15 protein-coding genes are annotated in these 15,211 nt (G+C 68.6%); 13 read left to right on the forward strand and 2 right to left on the reverse strand.

The genetic code is table 11. The annotated features are described in order from the left end of the window. Nucleotides 1-57: 57 nt before the first annotated feature. The 10 genes from phnD to ASE16_RS18360 all read left to right on the forward strand — a co-directional run bounded on the left by phnD (nucleotide 58) and on the right by ASE16_RS18360 (nucleotide 10,020). Nucleotides 58-1,089 carry a phosphate/phosphite/phosphonate ABC transporter substrate-binding protein gene (gene phnD / locus ASE16_RS18315; RefSeq protein ID WP_055898496.1) on the forward strand — a complete coding sequence of 344 codons (1,032 nt, stop codon included), beginning with the start codon at nucleotides 58-60 and terminating at the stop codon, nucleotides 1,087-1,089. 84 nt (nucleotides 1,090-1,173) lie between these two features. Beyond that, nucleotides 1,174-1,974, forward strand: coding sequence for a phosphonate ABC transporter ATP-binding protein (gene phnC, locus ASE16_RS18320; protein WP_055898499.1), 801 nt, complete (start codon nucleotides 1,174-1,176; stop codon nucleotides 1,972-1,974). Further along, the gene (gene phnE, locus ASE16_RS18325) at nucleotides 1,971-2,780 is read left to right on the forward strand and encodes a phosphonate ABC transporter, permease protein PhnE (protein WP_055898502.1); all 810 of its coding nucleotides are present in this window, start codon (nucleotides 1,971-1,973) and stop codon (nucleotides 2,778-2,780) included. The genes phnC and phnE (ASE16_RS18325) overlap by 4 nt, the downstream gene beginning before the upstream one ends. Further along, nucleotides 2,777-3,697: a phosphonate ABC transporter, permease protein PhnE gene (phnE, locus tag ASE16_RS18330; protein WP_082581570.1), complete on the forward strand. Its 921-nt coding sequence runs from the start codon at nucleotides 2,777-2,779 to the stop codon at nucleotides 3,695-3,697. The genes phnE (ASE16_RS18325) and phnE (ASE16_RS18330) overlap by 4 nt, the downstream gene beginning before the upstream one ends. A gap of 9 nt (nucleotides 3,698-3,706) precedes the next feature. Next, nucleotides 3,707-4,558: a metallophosphoesterase gene (locus ASE16_RS18335; protein ID WP_200949693.1), complete on the forward strand. Its 852-nt coding sequence runs from the start codon at nucleotides 3,707-3,709 to the stop codon at nucleotides 4,556-4,558. Continuing rightward, a complete protein-coding gene (locus ASE16_RS18340) occupies nucleotides 4,555-5,412 on the forward strand; it encodes a MurR/RpiR family transcriptional regulator (RefSeq protein ID WP_055898505.1) in 858 nt (285 codons plus the stop codon). The genes ASE16_RS18335 and ASE16_RS18340 overlap by 4 nt, the downstream gene beginning before the upstream one ends. A 57-nt stretch (nucleotides 5,413-5,469) precedes the next feature. Continuing rightward, nucleotides 5,470-5,823, forward strand: a complete 354-nt coding sequence (locus ASE16_RS18345; RefSeq protein WP_055898508.1) for a VOC family protein — start codon at nucleotides 5,470-5,472, stop codon at nucleotides 5,821-5,823. A gap of 97 nt (nucleotides 5,824-5,920) precedes the next feature. Then, complete coding sequence (locus tag ASE16_RS18350) at nucleotides 5,921-6,424, forward strand: hypothetical protein (RefSeq protein WP_055898511.1); 504 nt, start codon at nucleotides 5,921-5,923, stop codon at nucleotides 6,422-6,424. A gap of 271 nt (nucleotides 6,425-6,695) precedes the next feature. Further along, the gene (locus tag ASE16_RS18355) at nucleotides 6,696-9,047 is read left to right on the forward strand and encodes a DEAD/DEAH box helicase (protein ID WP_055898513.1); all 2,352 of its coding nucleotides are present in this window, start codon (nucleotides 6,696-6,698) and stop codon (nucleotides 9,045-9,047) included. A 112-nt stretch (nucleotides 9,048-9,159) separates the two neighbouring features. Beyond that, nucleotides 9,160-10,020, forward strand: coding sequence for a patatin-like phospholipase family protein (locus tag ASE16_RS18360; protein ID WP_055898515.1), 861 nt, complete (start codon nucleotides 9,160-9,162; stop codon nucleotides 10,018-10,020). A 62-nt stretch (nucleotides 10,021-10,082) separates the two neighbouring features. Here ASE16_RS18360 and ASE16_RS18365 read toward each other — a convergent pair whose 3' ends face one another. Together ASE16_RS18365 and ASE16_RS18370 are read right to left on the reverse strand one after the other, a co-directional pair. Next, nucleotides 10,083-10,982: an aminoglycoside phosphotransferase family protein gene (locus ASE16_RS18365; RefSeq protein ID WP_055898517.1), complete on the reverse strand. Its 900-nt coding sequence runs from the start codon at nucleotides 10,980-10,982 to the stop codon at nucleotides 10,083-10,085. Nucleotides 10,983-10,996: 14 nt separating this feature from the next. Next, a complete protein-coding gene (locus tag ASE16_RS18370) occupies nucleotides 10,997-11,644 on the reverse strand; it encodes a TetR/AcrR family transcriptional regulator (protein ID WP_055898521.1) in 648 nt (215 codons plus the stop codon). Between the two features lie 152 nt (nucleotides 11,645-11,796). On the opposite strand from ASE16_RS18370, the gene ASE16_RS18375 reads away from it, so the two are divergent. The 3 genes from ASE16_RS18375 (at nucleotide 11,797) to ASE16_RS18385 (ending at nucleotide 15,197) form a co-directional block, all read left to right on the forward strand. Further along, complete coding sequence (locus ASE16_RS18375) at nucleotides 11,797-13,476, forward strand: ABC transporter substrate-binding protein (protein WP_055898524.1); 1,680 nt, start codon at nucleotides 11,797-11,799, stop codon at nucleotides 13,474-13,476. A gap of 87 nt (nucleotides 13,477-13,563) precedes the next feature. Next, complete coding sequence (locus ASE16_RS18380) at nucleotides 13,564-14,388, forward strand: ABC transporter ATP-binding protein (RefSeq protein ID WP_055898527.1); 825 nt, start codon at nucleotides 13,564-13,566, stop codon at nucleotides 14,386-14,388. Beyond that, nucleotides 14,385-15,197, forward strand: coding sequence for an ABC transporter ATP-binding protein (locus ASE16_RS18385; RefSeq protein ID WP_055898530.1), 813 nt, complete (start codon nucleotides 14,385-14,387; stop codon nucleotides 15,195-15,197). The genes ASE16_RS18380 and ASE16_RS18385 overlap by 4 nt, the downstream gene beginning before the upstream one ends. Nucleotides 15,198-15,211 lie beyond the last annotated feature (14 nt).

Here is a 15,211-nt window from a genome sequence, read left to right on the forward strand (position 1 = left end):
ACAGATCAGCACCACCCACCACTCGCAGTCCTCACCTCCGCACAGAATGGGAACGTCATGAAAATCCGGAAGATCGCCGTCGCGAGCGCCTCTGGCCTCGCCATCCTCGCCGCGCTCGCGTTGAGTGGATGCGGTGTGCAGCAGCAGACCGCATCCGGCTCCACCGCATCCGGCACGGCGGCCCCCTCCGCCTGCACGGGCACCTCGGACGACTCGGCCAAGGCTCCCACCTCGCTCACCCTCGCGCTCGTCCCCTCCGGCGACGCCGCCAAGCTCGTCGAGACGGTCAAGCCGCTCGAAGAGGCGCTCACCTCGCGTCTCGGCATCCCGGTGAAGGGTGTCATCACGCAGGACTACCAGGCCGCCGTCGAGGCGATCGGCAGCAACCAGGCCCAGATCGGCATGCTCCCGAGCCTCCAGATGAGCCAGGCCTGCGACAAGTACGGCGCCGTCCCCGCCCTGCAGACGCAGCGCAACGGCAAGAGCACGTACGCCGCTCAGTTCTTCACCAACGACCCCAAGAAGTACTGCTCAGACACTCCGGTGAAGGGCGCGAACGGGATGCTGTACTGCAACGGCACCGAGAAGGGCACCGGCCCTGCCGGGCTCGACAGCATCACGAAGATCAAGGGCGCGACGGTCTCGCTGCTCCAGGCCGCATCCCCTGCCGGCTACATCTTCCCCGTCGCGGCGATGAAGAAGGCAGGCCTCGATGTCGACAAGGACATCAAGACCGTCCAGGTCACCGCCAACGACGCCAGCGTGCTCGCCGTCTACAACGGCGACGCCGAGGTCGGCACCAGCTACTGGGATGCGCGCTCCGTCGTGCAGAAGGACACCCCGGATGTGGGTGAGAAGGTCGTGGTCTTCGCTCTGACCGACGAGATCCCGAACGACGGCGCCTCGATCAGCAGCAAGCTCAGCAAGACCTGGCAGACCAAGATCGCCGACGCGATGAAGGACTACGCGGGCACCCCGGAGGGCGTGAAGGCGCTCACCGCGATCTACCAGATCACCGGCCTGGTCGACGCCGACCCCGCGAGCCTGAAGAAGACGCAGGACGCGGCAGCATCCATCGGCCTCGGCTGATCGCACGACCATGAGCGGGGTGGCGGGCACAACATGCCTGCCGCCCCGCATCGACAGTATCGACGGCAAGGAAGGACAGACGAGATGACGGAGTCGTCAGGAGCGCGCATCCGATTCGAGAACGTGGGCGTCACGTACCCCAACGGATTCTCCGGGCTGCGGGACGTGAGCCTCACCATCGAGCCCGGCGAGATGGTCGCCGTCGTCGGGCTGTCCGGCGCAGGCAAGTCGACGCTCATCCGCACGATCAACGGGCTGGTCCCGATCACGTCCGGCGAGATCACCGTGGGCGACTACCAGCTCTCCGGGCTGCGCGGCAAGCGGCTGCGCACCCTGCGCAGCGAGGTCGGGATGGTGTTCCAGAGCTTCAATCTCGCCAAGCGCACCACGGTGCTCAACAACGTGCTGATGGGCCGTCTGCACCACACCTCGGCCTGGCGGACGCTGCTCGCGGCGTGGTCGGCCGACGACGTTGAACTCGCAATGCAGGCGCTCGAGCGCGTGGAGATCGTCTCGAAGGCGTACTCCAGCGCCTCCGAGCTGTCCGGCGGTCAGCAGCAGCGCGTCGCCATCGCGCGCACCCTGGCGCAGCGGCCGAAGGTGATCCTCGCCGACGAGCCCGTCGCCTCCCTCGACCCTCCGACCTCCCACGTGGTGATGCGCGACCTGCAGCGGATCAACGCCGAACTCGGCATCACCGTCGTCGTCAACCTGCACTTCCTCGACCTCGCCCGCCGCTACGGCACCCGCCTGATCGGGCTGCGCAACGGCGAGGTCGTCTACGACGGCCCTGGCGCCGGCGCGGACGAATCCGTGTTCGAGTCGATCTACGGCCGCTCCCTCACCGCGGAGGACGTGCTCGACGCCCCGGCGGTGCTGCCGTGACGAGCGTGACCACCGGTTCGGCGCAGAACGCCCGCCCCGTCAAACCGCGCTCGGCGTGGAAAGTCGTCGTCACCATCGCCGTGCTCGCCGCGATCACGGTCTGGTCGGCCATCGCCGTGCAGGTGGACGTCGGCGCACTCTTCGCCAACGCGCAGAACGCCTCCAACACCCTCATCCAGCTCTTCCAGCCGGACTACACGTTCTTCCCCGAGACGCTGCCGTGGCTGCTGCAGACCGTGCAGATGGCCGTGATCTCCACGGCCGTCAGCGTGATCATCGCGCTGCCGCTGTCGTTCCTCGCCTCCCGCGCCACCAACCCGAACAGCGTCGTCCTCGGCATCGTGCGGTTCGTGATGAACGTCGTCCGCAGCGTGCCGGACCTGCTCTACGCCTCCCTGTTCGTGACCGTGGTCGGCACGGGGGCGCTGTCCGGCATCCTGGCGCTCGTGCTCTTCAACGTCGGCATCATCGTGAAGCTCATCTCCGAAGCGCTCGACGGCCTCGACCGCGGTGGCCAGGAGGCGGCGCTCGCCGCGGGCGGCACCTGGTTCAAGGCCAACCGCGCCGCGATGGTGCCGGAGGTCGCGCCCACCTACCTGTCGCAGGCGATCTACGTGCTCGAGCTGAACATCCGCGCATCCACCGTCATCGGCCTGGTCGGCGCCGGCGGTCTCGGGATGCTCATCGACAAGGTGCGCACCTTCTACCAGTACCACTACCTCAGCATGATCATCTTCGAGATCCTCATCCTCGTCGTGCTGCTCGAGCTGCTCAGCTCATACACCAGGCGGAGGCTGATCCGATGACCGCGCCCACCATCGCCGACCGCACCAGCCCCGCCACGCGCATCCCGAGCCAGTTGCGGCCGCGCAAGCCGCTGCGGATCGCGCGCACGGTCGTGTGGGTGATCGTCACCGTCGTGGTGGTCGCCGCCTTCTGGGGCGTCGACATCTCCTGGGATGCACTGTGGCAGCTCCCGCAGAAGCTCGCCCACTACCTCGGCCTGATGTTCCTGCCTCCCGCCTGGGACAAGCTGCCGGATGCGCTCTCCGCGACCATGCTGTCCGTCGCGATGGCCTGGTTCGGCACCGTGATCGGCGTGATCGTCTCGTTCCCGCTGAGCCTGCTCGCCGCCAGAGGGCTGACCCCGGCGGTGGTGCGCTGGCCGCTCCGCGCGGTGTTCGCCGTGCTGCGCGCTGTGCCGGAGGTCGTGATCGCCGTGCTGATGCTGTCGGTCACCGGGCTCACCGCATACACCGGTGCGCTCGCCATCGCGATCGGCTCGATCGGCACGCTCGGCAAGTGGGGTTACGAGAGCTTCGAGTCCGTCGACCGCGGCGCCATCGAGGCGGCGACAGCCGCGGGCGGCTCGCGGGTGCAGATCATGCGCTGGGGCGTGTGGCCGAACGCGAAGCCGGACGTGCTCGCGTTCTGGCTGTACCGGTTCGAGATCAACGTGCGCGCGTCCGCCATCCTCGGCCTGATCGGTGCGGGCGGCATCGGCAAGATGCTGGTCGACAACATCCAGTTCCGCATCTGGGACGTGGTGGGGATGCTGATGATCGTGGTCATCGTCGTCACCATGATCATCGACCAGCTCTCGGGCCTGGTGCGCCACCGCATCATCTCCGGGCACTGGGAGCTGCCGGTGGTCACGGCCGTTCGGCGTCGTTCGGCGCGTCGGGTGCGCGCGGAGAGCATCGAGCTGAAGGCGACGGAATAGGGTGACGTCGTGAGCTTCCCTGCCGAGCGCGGCCTGCGCATCCTGCACATCTCCGACACCCACCTCTTCGGCGACGGCAGCCTGCACTACGGGATGGTCGACACGCTCGCCGCGCTCGACCGTGTCCTCGCCCGCGCGTCCTCGCTCGGTGTCGTCGACCTCGTCGCGGTGTCAGGCGACCTGTCGGACGACGGCAGCGCGGAGTCGTACAGGCTGCTCGCCGGGCGGATCGCTCCGTGGGCCTCCGAGCACGGAGCCGCCGTTGTCTACGCGATGGGCAACCACGACCTCCGCGACGGCTTCGAGAGCGTGCTCGGCGCCCGCGAGACGGTCGTGGAGGTCGCCGGTATCCGGGTGGTCACGGTCGACACCTCCGTGCCTGGCGCCGGTTACGGGGCGGTGGATGCGGCTGCTCTCGACCGCCTGCGCGGCGTCGTCGAATCCCCGTCCGCGCACGGCACCGTCGTGGTGTTGCATCATCCGCCCATCCCCGCCGCGAGTGCGCTGCTGGCCGCTCTGGAACTGCAGAACCCGTCCGGGGTGCTGGAGGCGTGCGCATCCGGCGATGTGCGGCTCGTGCTGGCAGGGCACTACCACCACGCCATGAGCACGGTCGCGGAGGGCATCCCGGTCGTCGTCGCCCCTGGCACGGCGAACAGCTCAGATCCCATCGCCGCCGCCGGAACGGAGCGCGCGACCGTCGGCTCCGGCTTCGCGGTGATCGACCTCCCGCTGGAGGGTGACCCGACCGTCATGTTCGTCGCCGCGCCCAGCGCGGAGGACGGCACGGAGATCTTCGACCTGGACGCGGCGGAGGTCGAGCGCATCGCCGCGGCGGCCGGCCCGAAGGAGCCACGATGACCGACCACCGTCCCGGCGAGGTCATCGCGACCATCCGCTCCGTCCTCCCCTCCCTGCTGCCGACGGAGCAGGCCGTCGCGGCCGTGCTGCTGGAGCGTTCGGCGGAGATCGTGGAGCTCAGCTCGCAGCAGGTCGCCGAGCTGGCCGGCGCCTCCCGTGCCACCGTGGTGCGCACCTGCCAGAGCCTCGGCTTCACCGGCTACCAGCAGTTGCGCGTGCTGCTCGCCAGGGACGCGGGCTACCGCCCCGTCGCAGCAGAGGCCGCCGCGCCCGTCGGGTCGGCCGGCATCGTCACGCAGACCTTCACCCACATCGCAGGCAGGGTGGACGACATGGTCGCCCTCCTCGACGCGGACGCGGTGGAGCGCGCCGTCGAGGCACTCGTCTCCGCCCGCCGCGTGGTCGCGGTGGGCAACGGACTCTCTGCCCCTCTTGCGCTGGATGCGGCCGCCCGCCTCACCAGCGTCGGCCGGGCAGCGGAGTCCCCGCTCGACGTGATCGGCCAGCAGATCACCGCGCGGCTGCTCTCGCCAGGCGACGTGCTGCTGGCGGTCAGCGGGAGCGGCTCGAACGCATCCACTCTCCGCACGGCCGGCGCGGCGACGGCGGCGGGCGCGACCGTGATCGCGGTGACCGCGTTCGTGCGCAGCCCGATCGCGCAGGCCGCCGACGTCGCACTGGTCGTGACCATGCCCGACCTGACCTTCCGCGACGAGATCACCCTCGCCTCCCGGCTTCCGCAGGCCATCCTCATCGAGGGGCTGGTCGCTGCGGTGACGCAGCGCCTCGGCGACGCTGCGACCACGGCGAAGTCGCTGGCGCTGGACGCGATCAGCGACAACCTGGCGGAGTAGGGCGCTGCCATCCCCTGGCGCGGCAGAATGAGGGGACCAGGACACGAGGAGGCTCACATGCCCGTGACAGGAATCGGCGGACTCTTCTTCCGCAGCGGCGACCCGGATGCGCGGGCCGCCTGGTACAAGGAGCACCTCGGCATCGACGCAGGGCAGGCATCCGTCTGGCAGCAGGAGGCAGGGATGACCGTGTTCGCCCCGTTCCCCGCCGACAGCGACTACTTCGCCGCCGACCAGGCGTTCATGCTCAACCTACGGGTCACCGAGCTGGATGCGCTGGCGGCGAGCCTCGAAGCGGCGGGCATCCAGGTGGAACGCAAAGACGAGTGGACGAACACGGAGTACGGGAGCTTCGCGCGCATCCACGATCCGGAGGGGCTCGCGATCGAGCTGTGGCAACCTCCGAACTGACCATTGCTCAACAGCGGGCCGAGGACTACCGTGCGACGGGCTGGGTCTTCGCCGACCAGCGTCCGTGTGCAACATCGACGTTCTAGGAGAGAACACCATGAGTGATACCACCCCACCGGCCAGCTACCCCGCGTCGTCGTCCCCGGCGGGAAGCGGCGCACCCGTCGCTCCGCCGCAGCAGGTGAACATCGCGTTCTGGCTGTACATCGTCGGCGCCGCGCTGAGCCTCATCGCGCTCATCGTCTCGCTCGCGACGGTCGGATCGCTCAAGGACGACGTGCAGAAGCAGCTCGCGAACCAGGGCCAGCAGATCTCCGACGCGACGCTCAACGCGACGGTCGGCGTGTCCGTCGCGCTCGCCGTGGTGTTCGGCATCCTCTACATCGCGGCGTACGTGCTGTTCGCGTTCTTCATGCGCCGCGGCGCGAACTGGGCGCGCATCGTGCTGCTGATCGTCACCGTGCTCTCGCTCTTCGGCATCCTCGGCGGCTATGGTCTCGGCGCGGCCCGCGTGGTCGTCGGCGTGATCGCCACCGTGCTGATCTTCCTCAAGCCGGCAAACGAGTACTTCGCCGCAGTGAAGGCGAGCAAGCGGGTCTGATCGCACCGATGAGCCTGAGCGTGGACGGTGGCGAAAAGTCACCGCCCACGCTCAGGCTTGTTCCTGTATCGTAGATAGGTCGGCTCTTGACACCGCACGTTCGTGCGGATGGGTTTGTAAGTCAGGTGGGCCGGTTTCGCCGCCGTTCGGCAGGCGAATGATCACTGTATGTGAACGGCCCCGGCCAAAGACTGCCCGGGTTCTCCTTTGAAGCGCGGTAACGATCCGCGTGCTTCGTCATGCATAACGAGAACAACCCAGGAAGACATCCATGCCCGGATTCAAGAAGCACGGAAACAACAGCGCTCCTGGCGCCCGCAAGGGTGCCCCCAAGGCAGGCAGCCGCAGCCCCAGCCACCGCGGATACCGCGCGGCGGAAGAGGGCGCAGCCCCGAAGAAGGCCCGCTGGTCGGAGGACGAGCGCGCGGCCCGCGGTCGCGCAACGTACGGAAGCCGCGATGGCGGAAGCCGCGATGGCGGGCGCGAAGGCGCAGGCTCGACCGGCGCCCGCAAGGAGCGCCCGAACTGGGAGCCCCGCGGCAAGGACGCACGCCGCACCTGGCAGCCGGACGGCGACCGCTCGCGCGGCCGTGACGACCGCGCTCCGCGTCGCGACTTCGACAACGACCGTCCGCGTCGTTCGTTCGATGGCGACCGCGCTCCGCGTCGCGACTTCGACAACGACCGTCCGCGTCGTTCGTTCGATGGCGACCGCGCTCCGCGTCGCGATTTCGACAACGACCGTCCGCGTCGTTCGTTCGATGGCGACCGCGCACCGCGCCGCGACTTCGACAACGACCGTCCGCGTCGTTCGTTCGACGGCGACCGCGCACCGCGTCGTTCGTTCGACGGCGACCGCGCACCGCGCCGCGACTTCGACAAGGACCGCGCTCCGCGTTCGTTCGACAAGGACCGCGCTCCGCGTTCGTTCGACAAGGATCGCGCTCCGCGTTCGTTCGACGGCGACCGTGGACCGCGTCGCGATTTCGACAACGACCGCCCGCGCCGTGGAAACGACGACCGCGCTCCCCGTCGCGACTTCGACAAGGACCGCGCTCCGCGCTCGTTCGACGGCGACCGTGGACCGCGTCGTGACTTCGACAACGACCGACCCCGTCGTTCGTTCGATGGCGACCGCGCTCCGCGTCGCGATTTCGACAACGACCGCCCGCGTCGCGGAAACGACGACCGCGCTCCCCGTCGCGACTTCGACAACGACCGTCCGCGTCGTTCGTTCGACAACGACCGTCCGCGTCGTGACTTCGACAACGACCGCGGCCCCCGCCGCTCGTTCGACGCCGACCGCGCACCGCGCCGCGACAGCTCGTCGTCGTTCTACCCGTCGCGCGACGAGAAGCCCGCGTTCACGGCGAATGACGACGTCGTGCTCGAGCGCCTCGAGGCAGACGCCATCGAGGCGAAGGACGTCGACGGCGTGACCTTCGGCGACCTCGGCCTCGGCGGCAACATCGTCCGCGCGCTCGCCGAGCTCGGCGCCGACCGGCCGTTCCCCATCCAGGCTGCGACGACCCCGGATGTGCTGGCAGGCAAGGACGTCCTCGGCCGCGGCCGCACGGGCTCCGGCAAGACCATCGCTTTCGGCGCCCCCATGGTGGAGCGACTGATGACCCTCTGGGCCGAATCGGGCAAGTCGGGCGGCAAGCGCCAGATGGGCCGCAAGCCGCGCGCCCTCATCCTGGCACCCACCCGCGAGCTCGCCCTGCAGATCGACCGCACCGTGCAGCCGATCGCCCGCAGCGTCGGCCTGTTCACCACGCAGATCTACGGCGGTGTGCCGCAGGCCCGTCAGGTGGGAGCGCTGCAGCGCGGCGTCGACATCGTGATCGGCACCCCCGGCCGCATCGAGGACCTCATCGAGCAGGGGCGTCTCGACCTCAGCGAGGTCGTCATCACCGTCCTGGACGAGGCGGACCACATGTGCGACCTCGGCTTCCTGGAGCCGGTGCAGCGCATCCTGCGCGAGACGTCGGAGGGCGGCCAGAAGCTGCTGTTCTCCGCGACCCTCGACAAGGGTGTCGCCCAGCTCGTCGACGAGTTCCTGGTGAACCCGACCGTGCACGAGGTCGCCGGCGAAGACCAGGCGTCCTCCACGATCGACCACCGCGTGCTGGTCATCGAGCACCGCGACAAGGCGGCGATCATCGAGCAGCTCGCCGACCGCGACGGCAAGACCCTGGTCTTCGCCCGCACCCGCGCGTTCGCCGAGATGCTCGCCGACCAGCTCGACGACGCCGGCATCCCGGCCGTCAGCCTGCACGGCGACCTCAACCAGTCCCGCCGCACCCGCAACCTCGGCCAGCTCACCAGCGGCCGGGTCAACGTGCTCGTCGCCACCGACGTCGCCGCCCGTGGCATCCACGTCGACGACATCGATCTGGTCATCCAGGCCGACGCGCCCGACGAGTACAAGACCTACCTGCACCGTTCCGGCCGCACCGGCCGCGCCGGCAAGCAGGGCACGGTCGTCACGCTCATCCCGCGTCAGCGTCAGCGCCGCATGACCGAGCTGCTCGGTCGCGCCGAGATCGAGGCCGAGTTCGTGCCGGCGATCCCCGGCGACCAGCTCATCACCGACCTGGCCCAGGCGGCAGCGCAGGCGTAACTCCGCGGCGAGCAGCACGACAGCGACGCACGACATGGCCGCACCGGATGCATCCGGTGCGGCCTTCGTCGTCTTCTGGCTCGATCGGGCCGGCGCGGGGTAGTGTCTGGCCATGACCAACGGTTCGCTCGTCTTCGCAGGCGGCGGGGTGGCGGGGATCGCGTGGGAGGTCGGCGTGATCGCCGGCATCGCCGACGCCGACCCGCAGCTCGCCGAACACCTCCTCGCGCCGGAGGTCACGTTCATCGGCACATCGGCGGGTTCGGCGGTGGCGGCGCAGCTCGCCAGCGGCGTCGACCTGGACACGCTGTACGCAGCGCAGGTCTCCGACGACACCGCAGAGTTCGACCCCCGCGTCGACCTCGCCGCCCTGATGGAGCGGTTCATGGCGGCGGCGCAACCGGACGCATCCACAGCGGAGAGCCTGCAGGCGATCGGCCGACTCGCTCTCGACACGCAGACCGTGGCCGAGGCGGAACGCATGGTGTCGATCGACGCGCGCCTGCCGTACGAGGAATGGCCGGACAGACGCCTGCTGATCACGGCAGTGGATGCGGTCAGTGGCGAGTTCCGCGTCTTCGACGCCGCGTCAGGGGTGCGCCTCGGCGCGGCCGTCGCTGCCAGCTGCGCCGTGCCGGGGGTGTGGCCGCCCGTGACCATCGGAGATCGTCGATACATGGACGGCGGGATGCGCTCGCTCGCGAACGCCGATCTCGCCGCCGGTTCGGACTGGGTGCTGGTGGTCGCGCCCATCCTGGACGGCGTTCCCGGCTTCGGCCAGATCCCTCCCGGTGAGCTGGAGTCGCTCGCTCCGGCTCCCGTGCACGTCGTCTACGCCGACGAAGCCTCCTTCGCCGCCTTCGGCGTCAACCCGCTCGACCCGGCGACCCGCCCGGCCTCCGCCGCGGCTGGGCGCTCCATCGGCGCTGCCTCCGCCCACCGCATCCGCGCCGCCCTCGACCGTACCCACTGACATCGAGTCCGAACCTCTTCAGGCGACACGCCGATTGAGGATGTGAACAACTTCGGACTCGATTATGCGGGGGTGAGCTGGGCGAGGGCGTGAGCTGCGAGGCCGGCCATGCGGGGGTTGTCGTCGGAGTTGGCGGCGAGGGCCGTGGCCATTGTGACCGCCCAGCCGCGGGCGCGGCGCCAGGCGGCGTCGTCGACGAGCGCAGCGGGGGAGAGACGGGTGAGCTCTGCGCGGAACACGGCGCGCGCATCCTGGTCGAAGGTCAGCCACGCGGTCGCGAGGTCGGTGGCCGGATCGCCGGCGGTCACGTCGCCGAAGTCGATCACCGCGGCGAGCCGGGCGAGGTCGGGCGTCAGCACCAGGTTGCCAGGGTGCAGGTCGCCGTGCAGCCAGATCGGCGGCCCATCCCACGCCGGCGCCTCGAGCGCATCCCGCCACGCGTCAGCGAGGTCGGCCACCTCCATCCGCTCCGACAGGTGGCGCAGCCGTTCCTGGACTGCCGCATCCCTGGTCGCCAGGGGTACGCCGCGCACGGGGTTGGCCGGGACGTCGCCGCTCGCCGGTTCGTGCAGTGCTGCGACGAACGCCGCCAGCGGCAGGGCGATGGATGCGCGCTCCTCCGCCGTCACCTCGGCCCCGTCGATCCCGTCGACCCACGGCACGATGCTCCACGCGAACGGGAACAGCTCCGACGGCACGCCGATACGCACGGGAGCGGGGATGCCGACCCCGACGCGCGCCGCGAACGCGGGCAGCACCTGCTGCTCGTGCTCGATCAGGTGCGCGGCGACCTCACGGCGCGGGATGCGCACCGCGTACGCATCGCCGAGCCGGTAGATCAGGTTGTCCCAGCCGTCGGAGACGAGCGTGAGCGGACCGGCGAGGTCGGGGTGCTGCGTGGCGATCAGCCGCGCGACGAGGTCGGCGTCGCTGGCGATGTCGGATTCCGGGGTGTTGTGCACTGCTCGACGCCCTGCTACGGCGTCCGGACGTACGACGACACGGCAGGTCCAGGGTGCAGGACGCCGTTCACTATCGCCTCGATGGCGAACTCGCTGGCCTTGGCGAGGTCGATCGCTGTCGGATCGAGCAGCCACTGAAGCTGCAGTCCGTCCATGACCGCGAGGATGGACGCCGCCGCCTTGTCGATCGTGTCCGGATCCGTCACGTTCTCCTGCGCGCAGAGCTCACGGAAGGCATCGTCGATCTCGAGCCGGAGCGTGTGGTAGCGGTCGAAGAAGTACGACTTCGCCGGGTGGTCGTCTGTCACGGACTCGGACGAGAGCACGGTGTACACCTGCACGATGCCCGGCCGCTGGGCGTTGCGCAGCGCCGTGTCGACGAGGTGGGCGAACAGTGCGGGACCGCCGGGGATGTGGCGGTCGGCCAAGTGGGCGACGTCGTCCTGGTCGCGGAACTCGAGCACTTCGAGCAGCAGGTTCTGCTTGGTTCCGAAGTGGTGCAGCACACCGGCGTGGGTCATCCCGACCTGCTCGGCGATGTCCGTCAGGGTGCCGTTTGCCGAGCCCTTCGTGCCGAAGGTCTCGATCGCCGCGCGGAGGATCTTCTTGCGTTTGCGCTCGGTCTCCGGGCGCGGACTGGTGCTGCCGCCCGTGGTGACCATTCGTGCCGTCCTCTGTCTCGTGCTGCTTGCATGCGAGCTTACCACTCAGTAACCTCGGACCGACTTGCTTTCTGACCAGTAAGCAAGTTATCGTCGGCCGACAACACGCACCAAGAGGGCACAGCGAATGTGCCCGTCATGAAGGAGAAGCAATGAGGCTTAGGAAAACCCTGATCACGGCATCCGCGATCATGGCCATCGGCGCACTCGCGCTCACTGGCTGCTCATCGAGCGGCTCATCAGGAGCGAACAGTGCGAGCGGAGGCTCGCTCACAGTCGCGAAGCCCGACGGCGCAGCCGTCCTCGCGACCCAGATCAACAACCCGTTCATCACCACAGGCTCCGGCATGTCGCTCGGATACGACCGGATGATCTACGAGCCCCTCGCGCTCGTCAACCCGGTCGGCAAGAACGAGACCACCCCGTGGCTCGCCTCGAAGGTCCAGTGGAACTCCGACTACACGCAGCTCACGGTCACCCCGCGCGCGAACGTCAAGTGGAGCGACGGCAAGCCCTTCACCGCGGACGACATCGTCTTCACGTACAACCTGATCAAGAGCACCCCGGCACTCGACCTGGGCGGCCTCAAGCTGACCGAGGTCAAGAAGGACGGGGACAACGTCGTCCTGAACTTCAGCGAGTCGAAGTTCGTCAAGCAGGGCGACGTGCTGCAGGTCGGCATCGTCCCGGAGCACCAGTGGAAGGGCATCGCAGACCCGACCAAGGATGCGGTCAAGGACGCGATCGGCACCGGCCCGTACACGGTCAAGACGTTCTCGTCGCAGGGCGTCGTGCTGAAGGCGCGCACCGACTACTGGGGCGGCAAGGTCCCGGTGGGCGAGCTGAAGTACCTCGAGTACAACGACAACACCGGCCTCCTCCGCGCACTGCAGAGCGGCGAGACCGACTGGGCGCAGATCTTCATCACGGACTACCAGAAGAACTACGTGGACAAGGACCCGAAGCACAACGTGTTCTGGGGCGCCAACGTCCTGAGCCCGGACATGATCCTGGTCAACAACACCAAGGCTCCGTTCAACGACGTGGCGTTCCGCAAGGCCGTCAACATGGTCATCGACCGCAAGGCGCACGCAGAGAAGGCGCGCAGCAACGCCGGCCCGGAGCTGACCAACGTGACGGGCATCCCGCAGCCGACCGGCGACCAGTACATCGCTCCCGAGTACAAGGACCAGACGTTCAAGATCGACGTCGACGGTGCCAAGAAGGTGCTCACCGACGCCGGGTACACCTGGAAGAGCGGCGCGCTGATCGACCCGTCTGGCAACCCTGTCTCCTTCACGCTGTCCGACCCTCAGGGCTGGAACGACTACGTCACCGGCATCCAGCTGGTCGCGACGCAGATCAAGAACACGCTCGGCGCCGACGCGAAGGTCGCCACCCCTGACGCCGACACCTGGACCGCGAACGTGGCCTCCGGCAACTTCGACGCCGTGCTGCACTGGACCGGCTCCGGCTCGAACCCGTGGCACATCTACGACGACGTCATGAACGGCGCATACCTCGAGCAGGCAGCGGACGGCAAGGTCGCGGACAACTTCGGTCGCTACAACAACCCGGAGGCGACGGCGCTGCTCAAGGAGTACGCCCAGTCCTCCGACGACTCCGCACGCACCGCTGCGCTGAACAAGCTGCAGAAGATCTTCGTGGAGGACGTCCCGGCGATCCCGATCGGAACGCACCCGCAGCTCGCCGAGTACAACACCCGCAAGTTCACGGGGTGGCCGAGCGAGAGCAACCAGTACGCGACTGCTGACCCCACCCAGCCGTCGGCCGTCCAGGTGCTCATGAACCTGAAGCCGGCAAGCAAGTAAGCAACCTGCGCGTCCGGGGTGGACGAGGGCTCTCCGAGCCCGAGTCCACCCCGGATCGTCCGCGGTCAGCGTGAAAGCGACATCCCTATGACAGACTCCCTTCTTTCCGTGCGCGATTTTTCGGTCGTGTACGACGTCGACCCGCCCGTCGAGGCGGTCAAGAACGTCACCATCGACATCAAACGTGGTGAAATCGTCGGCCTCGCCGGTGAGAGCGGGTGTGGGAAGACCACGCTCGCCTACGGCGTGCAGCGACTCCTCAAGCCCCCGGCCGTCATCAGCAGCGGCAGCGTCATCTTCCACGACGAAGGCGGCGACGACATCGACATCAACTCCCTCGACGCGGAGGAGATGCGCCGGTTCCGCTGGAACAAGGTCTCCATGGTCTTCCAGGGAGCCATGAACGCCCTCAACCCGGTGGCCACCATCGGCTCTCAGCTCGAGGACGTGTTCCTGGTGCACCGCCCGGGGATGAGCAAGGCCCAGCGACGCGCGGAGGCAGCCGAACTCCTCGAGATCGTGAAGGTGGGCGCTCAGCGCCTGCGCTCGTTCCCGCACGAGCTCTCCGGCGGTATGCGCCAGCGCGTGATGATCGCCATGGCCCTCGCGCTCCGCCCGCAGCTGATGGTGATGGACGAGCCCACCACCGCACTCGACGTGCTCGTGCAGCGTGAGATCCTCAAGCAGATCTCGCAGCTCCGCCACGACTTCGGCTTCTCCGTCGTCTTCATCACCCACGACCTCCCGCTGCTGCTGGAGATCAGCGACCGCATCGCGATCATGCGCGAAGGGGAGATCGTCGAGCTCGCAGACGCAGAACAGATCTGGACGAACCCCCAGCACGAATACACGCGCCAGCTGCTCCGATCGTTCCCACGCCTCACGGGCGAGAGAGGAGTGGTCGTCCGATGACCACGCTCGAGTTCAAGAACGTCACCAAGATCTACAACGTGCGCGGAGCGGGACAGCTCAAGGCGCTCGACGACGTCAGCTTCACCCTCGGCCCCGGCCAGACCATCGGTCTGGTCGGCCAGTCCGGCAGCGGCAAGTCGACCATCGCGAAGATCCTCACCCAGCTCGAGACGCCGACCAGCGGAGAGGTGCTGCTGGACGGCACCCCTGTTCCCCGCTCCGGCAAACGGCTGCGGAAGTACCGCCAGCAACTGCGGATGGTCTTCCAGGATCCCTTCGCCTCCCTGAACCCGTCGCACTCGATCCGCCACCACATCGAGCGCCCGTTGCGCCTGGACAACGTGGTCCCGAGCAAAGAGGTGGACGGAGAGGTGCGGCGGCTGCTGCAGCGCGTCCGGCTGGATGCGGACGCCGTGATCGACCGTCGCCCGCACGAGCTCTCCGGCGGTCAGCGTCAGCGCGTTGCCATCGCCCGCGCGCTCGCATCCCGCCCCGCACTGCTCGTCGCCGACGAGCCGGTGTCGATGCTCGACGTGTCGATCCGCCTCGGCGTCCTGAACCTGCTCGCCGAGCTGCAGAGCCAGGAAGGGCTCGGCGTCCTCTACATCACCCACGACCTGGCGACGGCCAGGCACTTCAGCGACGAGATCATCGTGCTCAACCAGGGCAGGATCGTCGAGCACGGAACGGCGGATGACGTCATCCTCCGGCCGAAAGACCCATACACGCGCGAGCTTCGCGCCGCGTCCCCCGACCCGGAGAAGCACTTCGGATCGCTGGCCGCACAGACGTCAGGAGGTGCGCTGTGAGCGTCGAGACTCCC

This window comes from Leifsonia sp. Root227 (assembly GCF_001428745.1).
Taxonomy (GTDB): Bacteria; Actinomycetota; Actinomycetes; order Actinomycetales; family Microbacteriaceae; genus Leifsonia.

Bases quoted from the DNA above. Each gene is read 5' to 3' on its own strand.
- ASE16_RS18340 (WP_055898505.1), top strand. From the start codon at position 4,555: ATGACCGACCACCGTCCCGGCGAGGTCATCGCGACCATCCGCTCCGTC.
- ASE16_RS18350 (WP_055898511.1), top strand. From the start codon at position 5,921: ATGAGTGATACCACCCCACCGGCCAGCTACCCCGCGTCGTCGTCCCCG.
- ASE16_RS18370 (WP_055898521.1), bottom strand. From the start codon at position 11,644: ATGGTCACCACGGGCGGCAGCACCAGTCCGCGCCCGGAGACCGAGCGC.
- phnE (WP_082581570.1), top strand. From the start codon at position 2,777: ATGACCGCGCCCACCATCGCCGACCGCACCAGCCCCGCCACGCGCATC.
- ASE16_RS18355 (WP_055898513.1), top strand. From the start codon at position 6,696: ATGCCCGGATTCAAGAAGCACGGAAACAACAGCGCTCCTGGCGCCCGC.
- ASE16_RS18385 (WP_055898530.1), top strand. From the start codon at position 14,385: ATGACCACGCTCGAGTTCAAGAACGTCACCAAGATCTACAACGTGCGC.
- ASE16_RS18380 (WP_055898527.1), top strand. From the start codon at position 13,564: ATGACAGACTCCCTTCTTTCCGTGCGCGATTTTTCGGTCGTGTACGAC.
- ASE16_RS18360 (WP_055898515.1), top strand. From the start codon at position 9,160: ATGACCAACGGTTCGCTCGTCTTCGCAGGCGGCGGGGTGGCGGGGATC.
- phnC (WP_055898499.1), top strand. From the start codon at position 1,174: ATGACGGAGTCGTCAGGAGCGCGCATCCGATTCGAGAACGTGGGCGTC.
- ASE16_RS18345 (WP_055898508.1), top strand. From the start codon at position 5,470: ATGCCCGTGACAGGAATCGGCGGACTCTTCTTCCGCAGCGGCGACCCG.
- ASE16_RS18375 (WP_055898524.1), top strand. From the start codon at position 11,797: ATGAGGCTTAGGAAAACCCTGATCACGGCATCCGCGATCATGGCCATC.
- phnD (WP_055898496.1), top strand. From the start codon at position 58: ATGAAAATCCGGAAGATCGCCGTCGCGAGCGCCTCTGGCCTCGCCATC.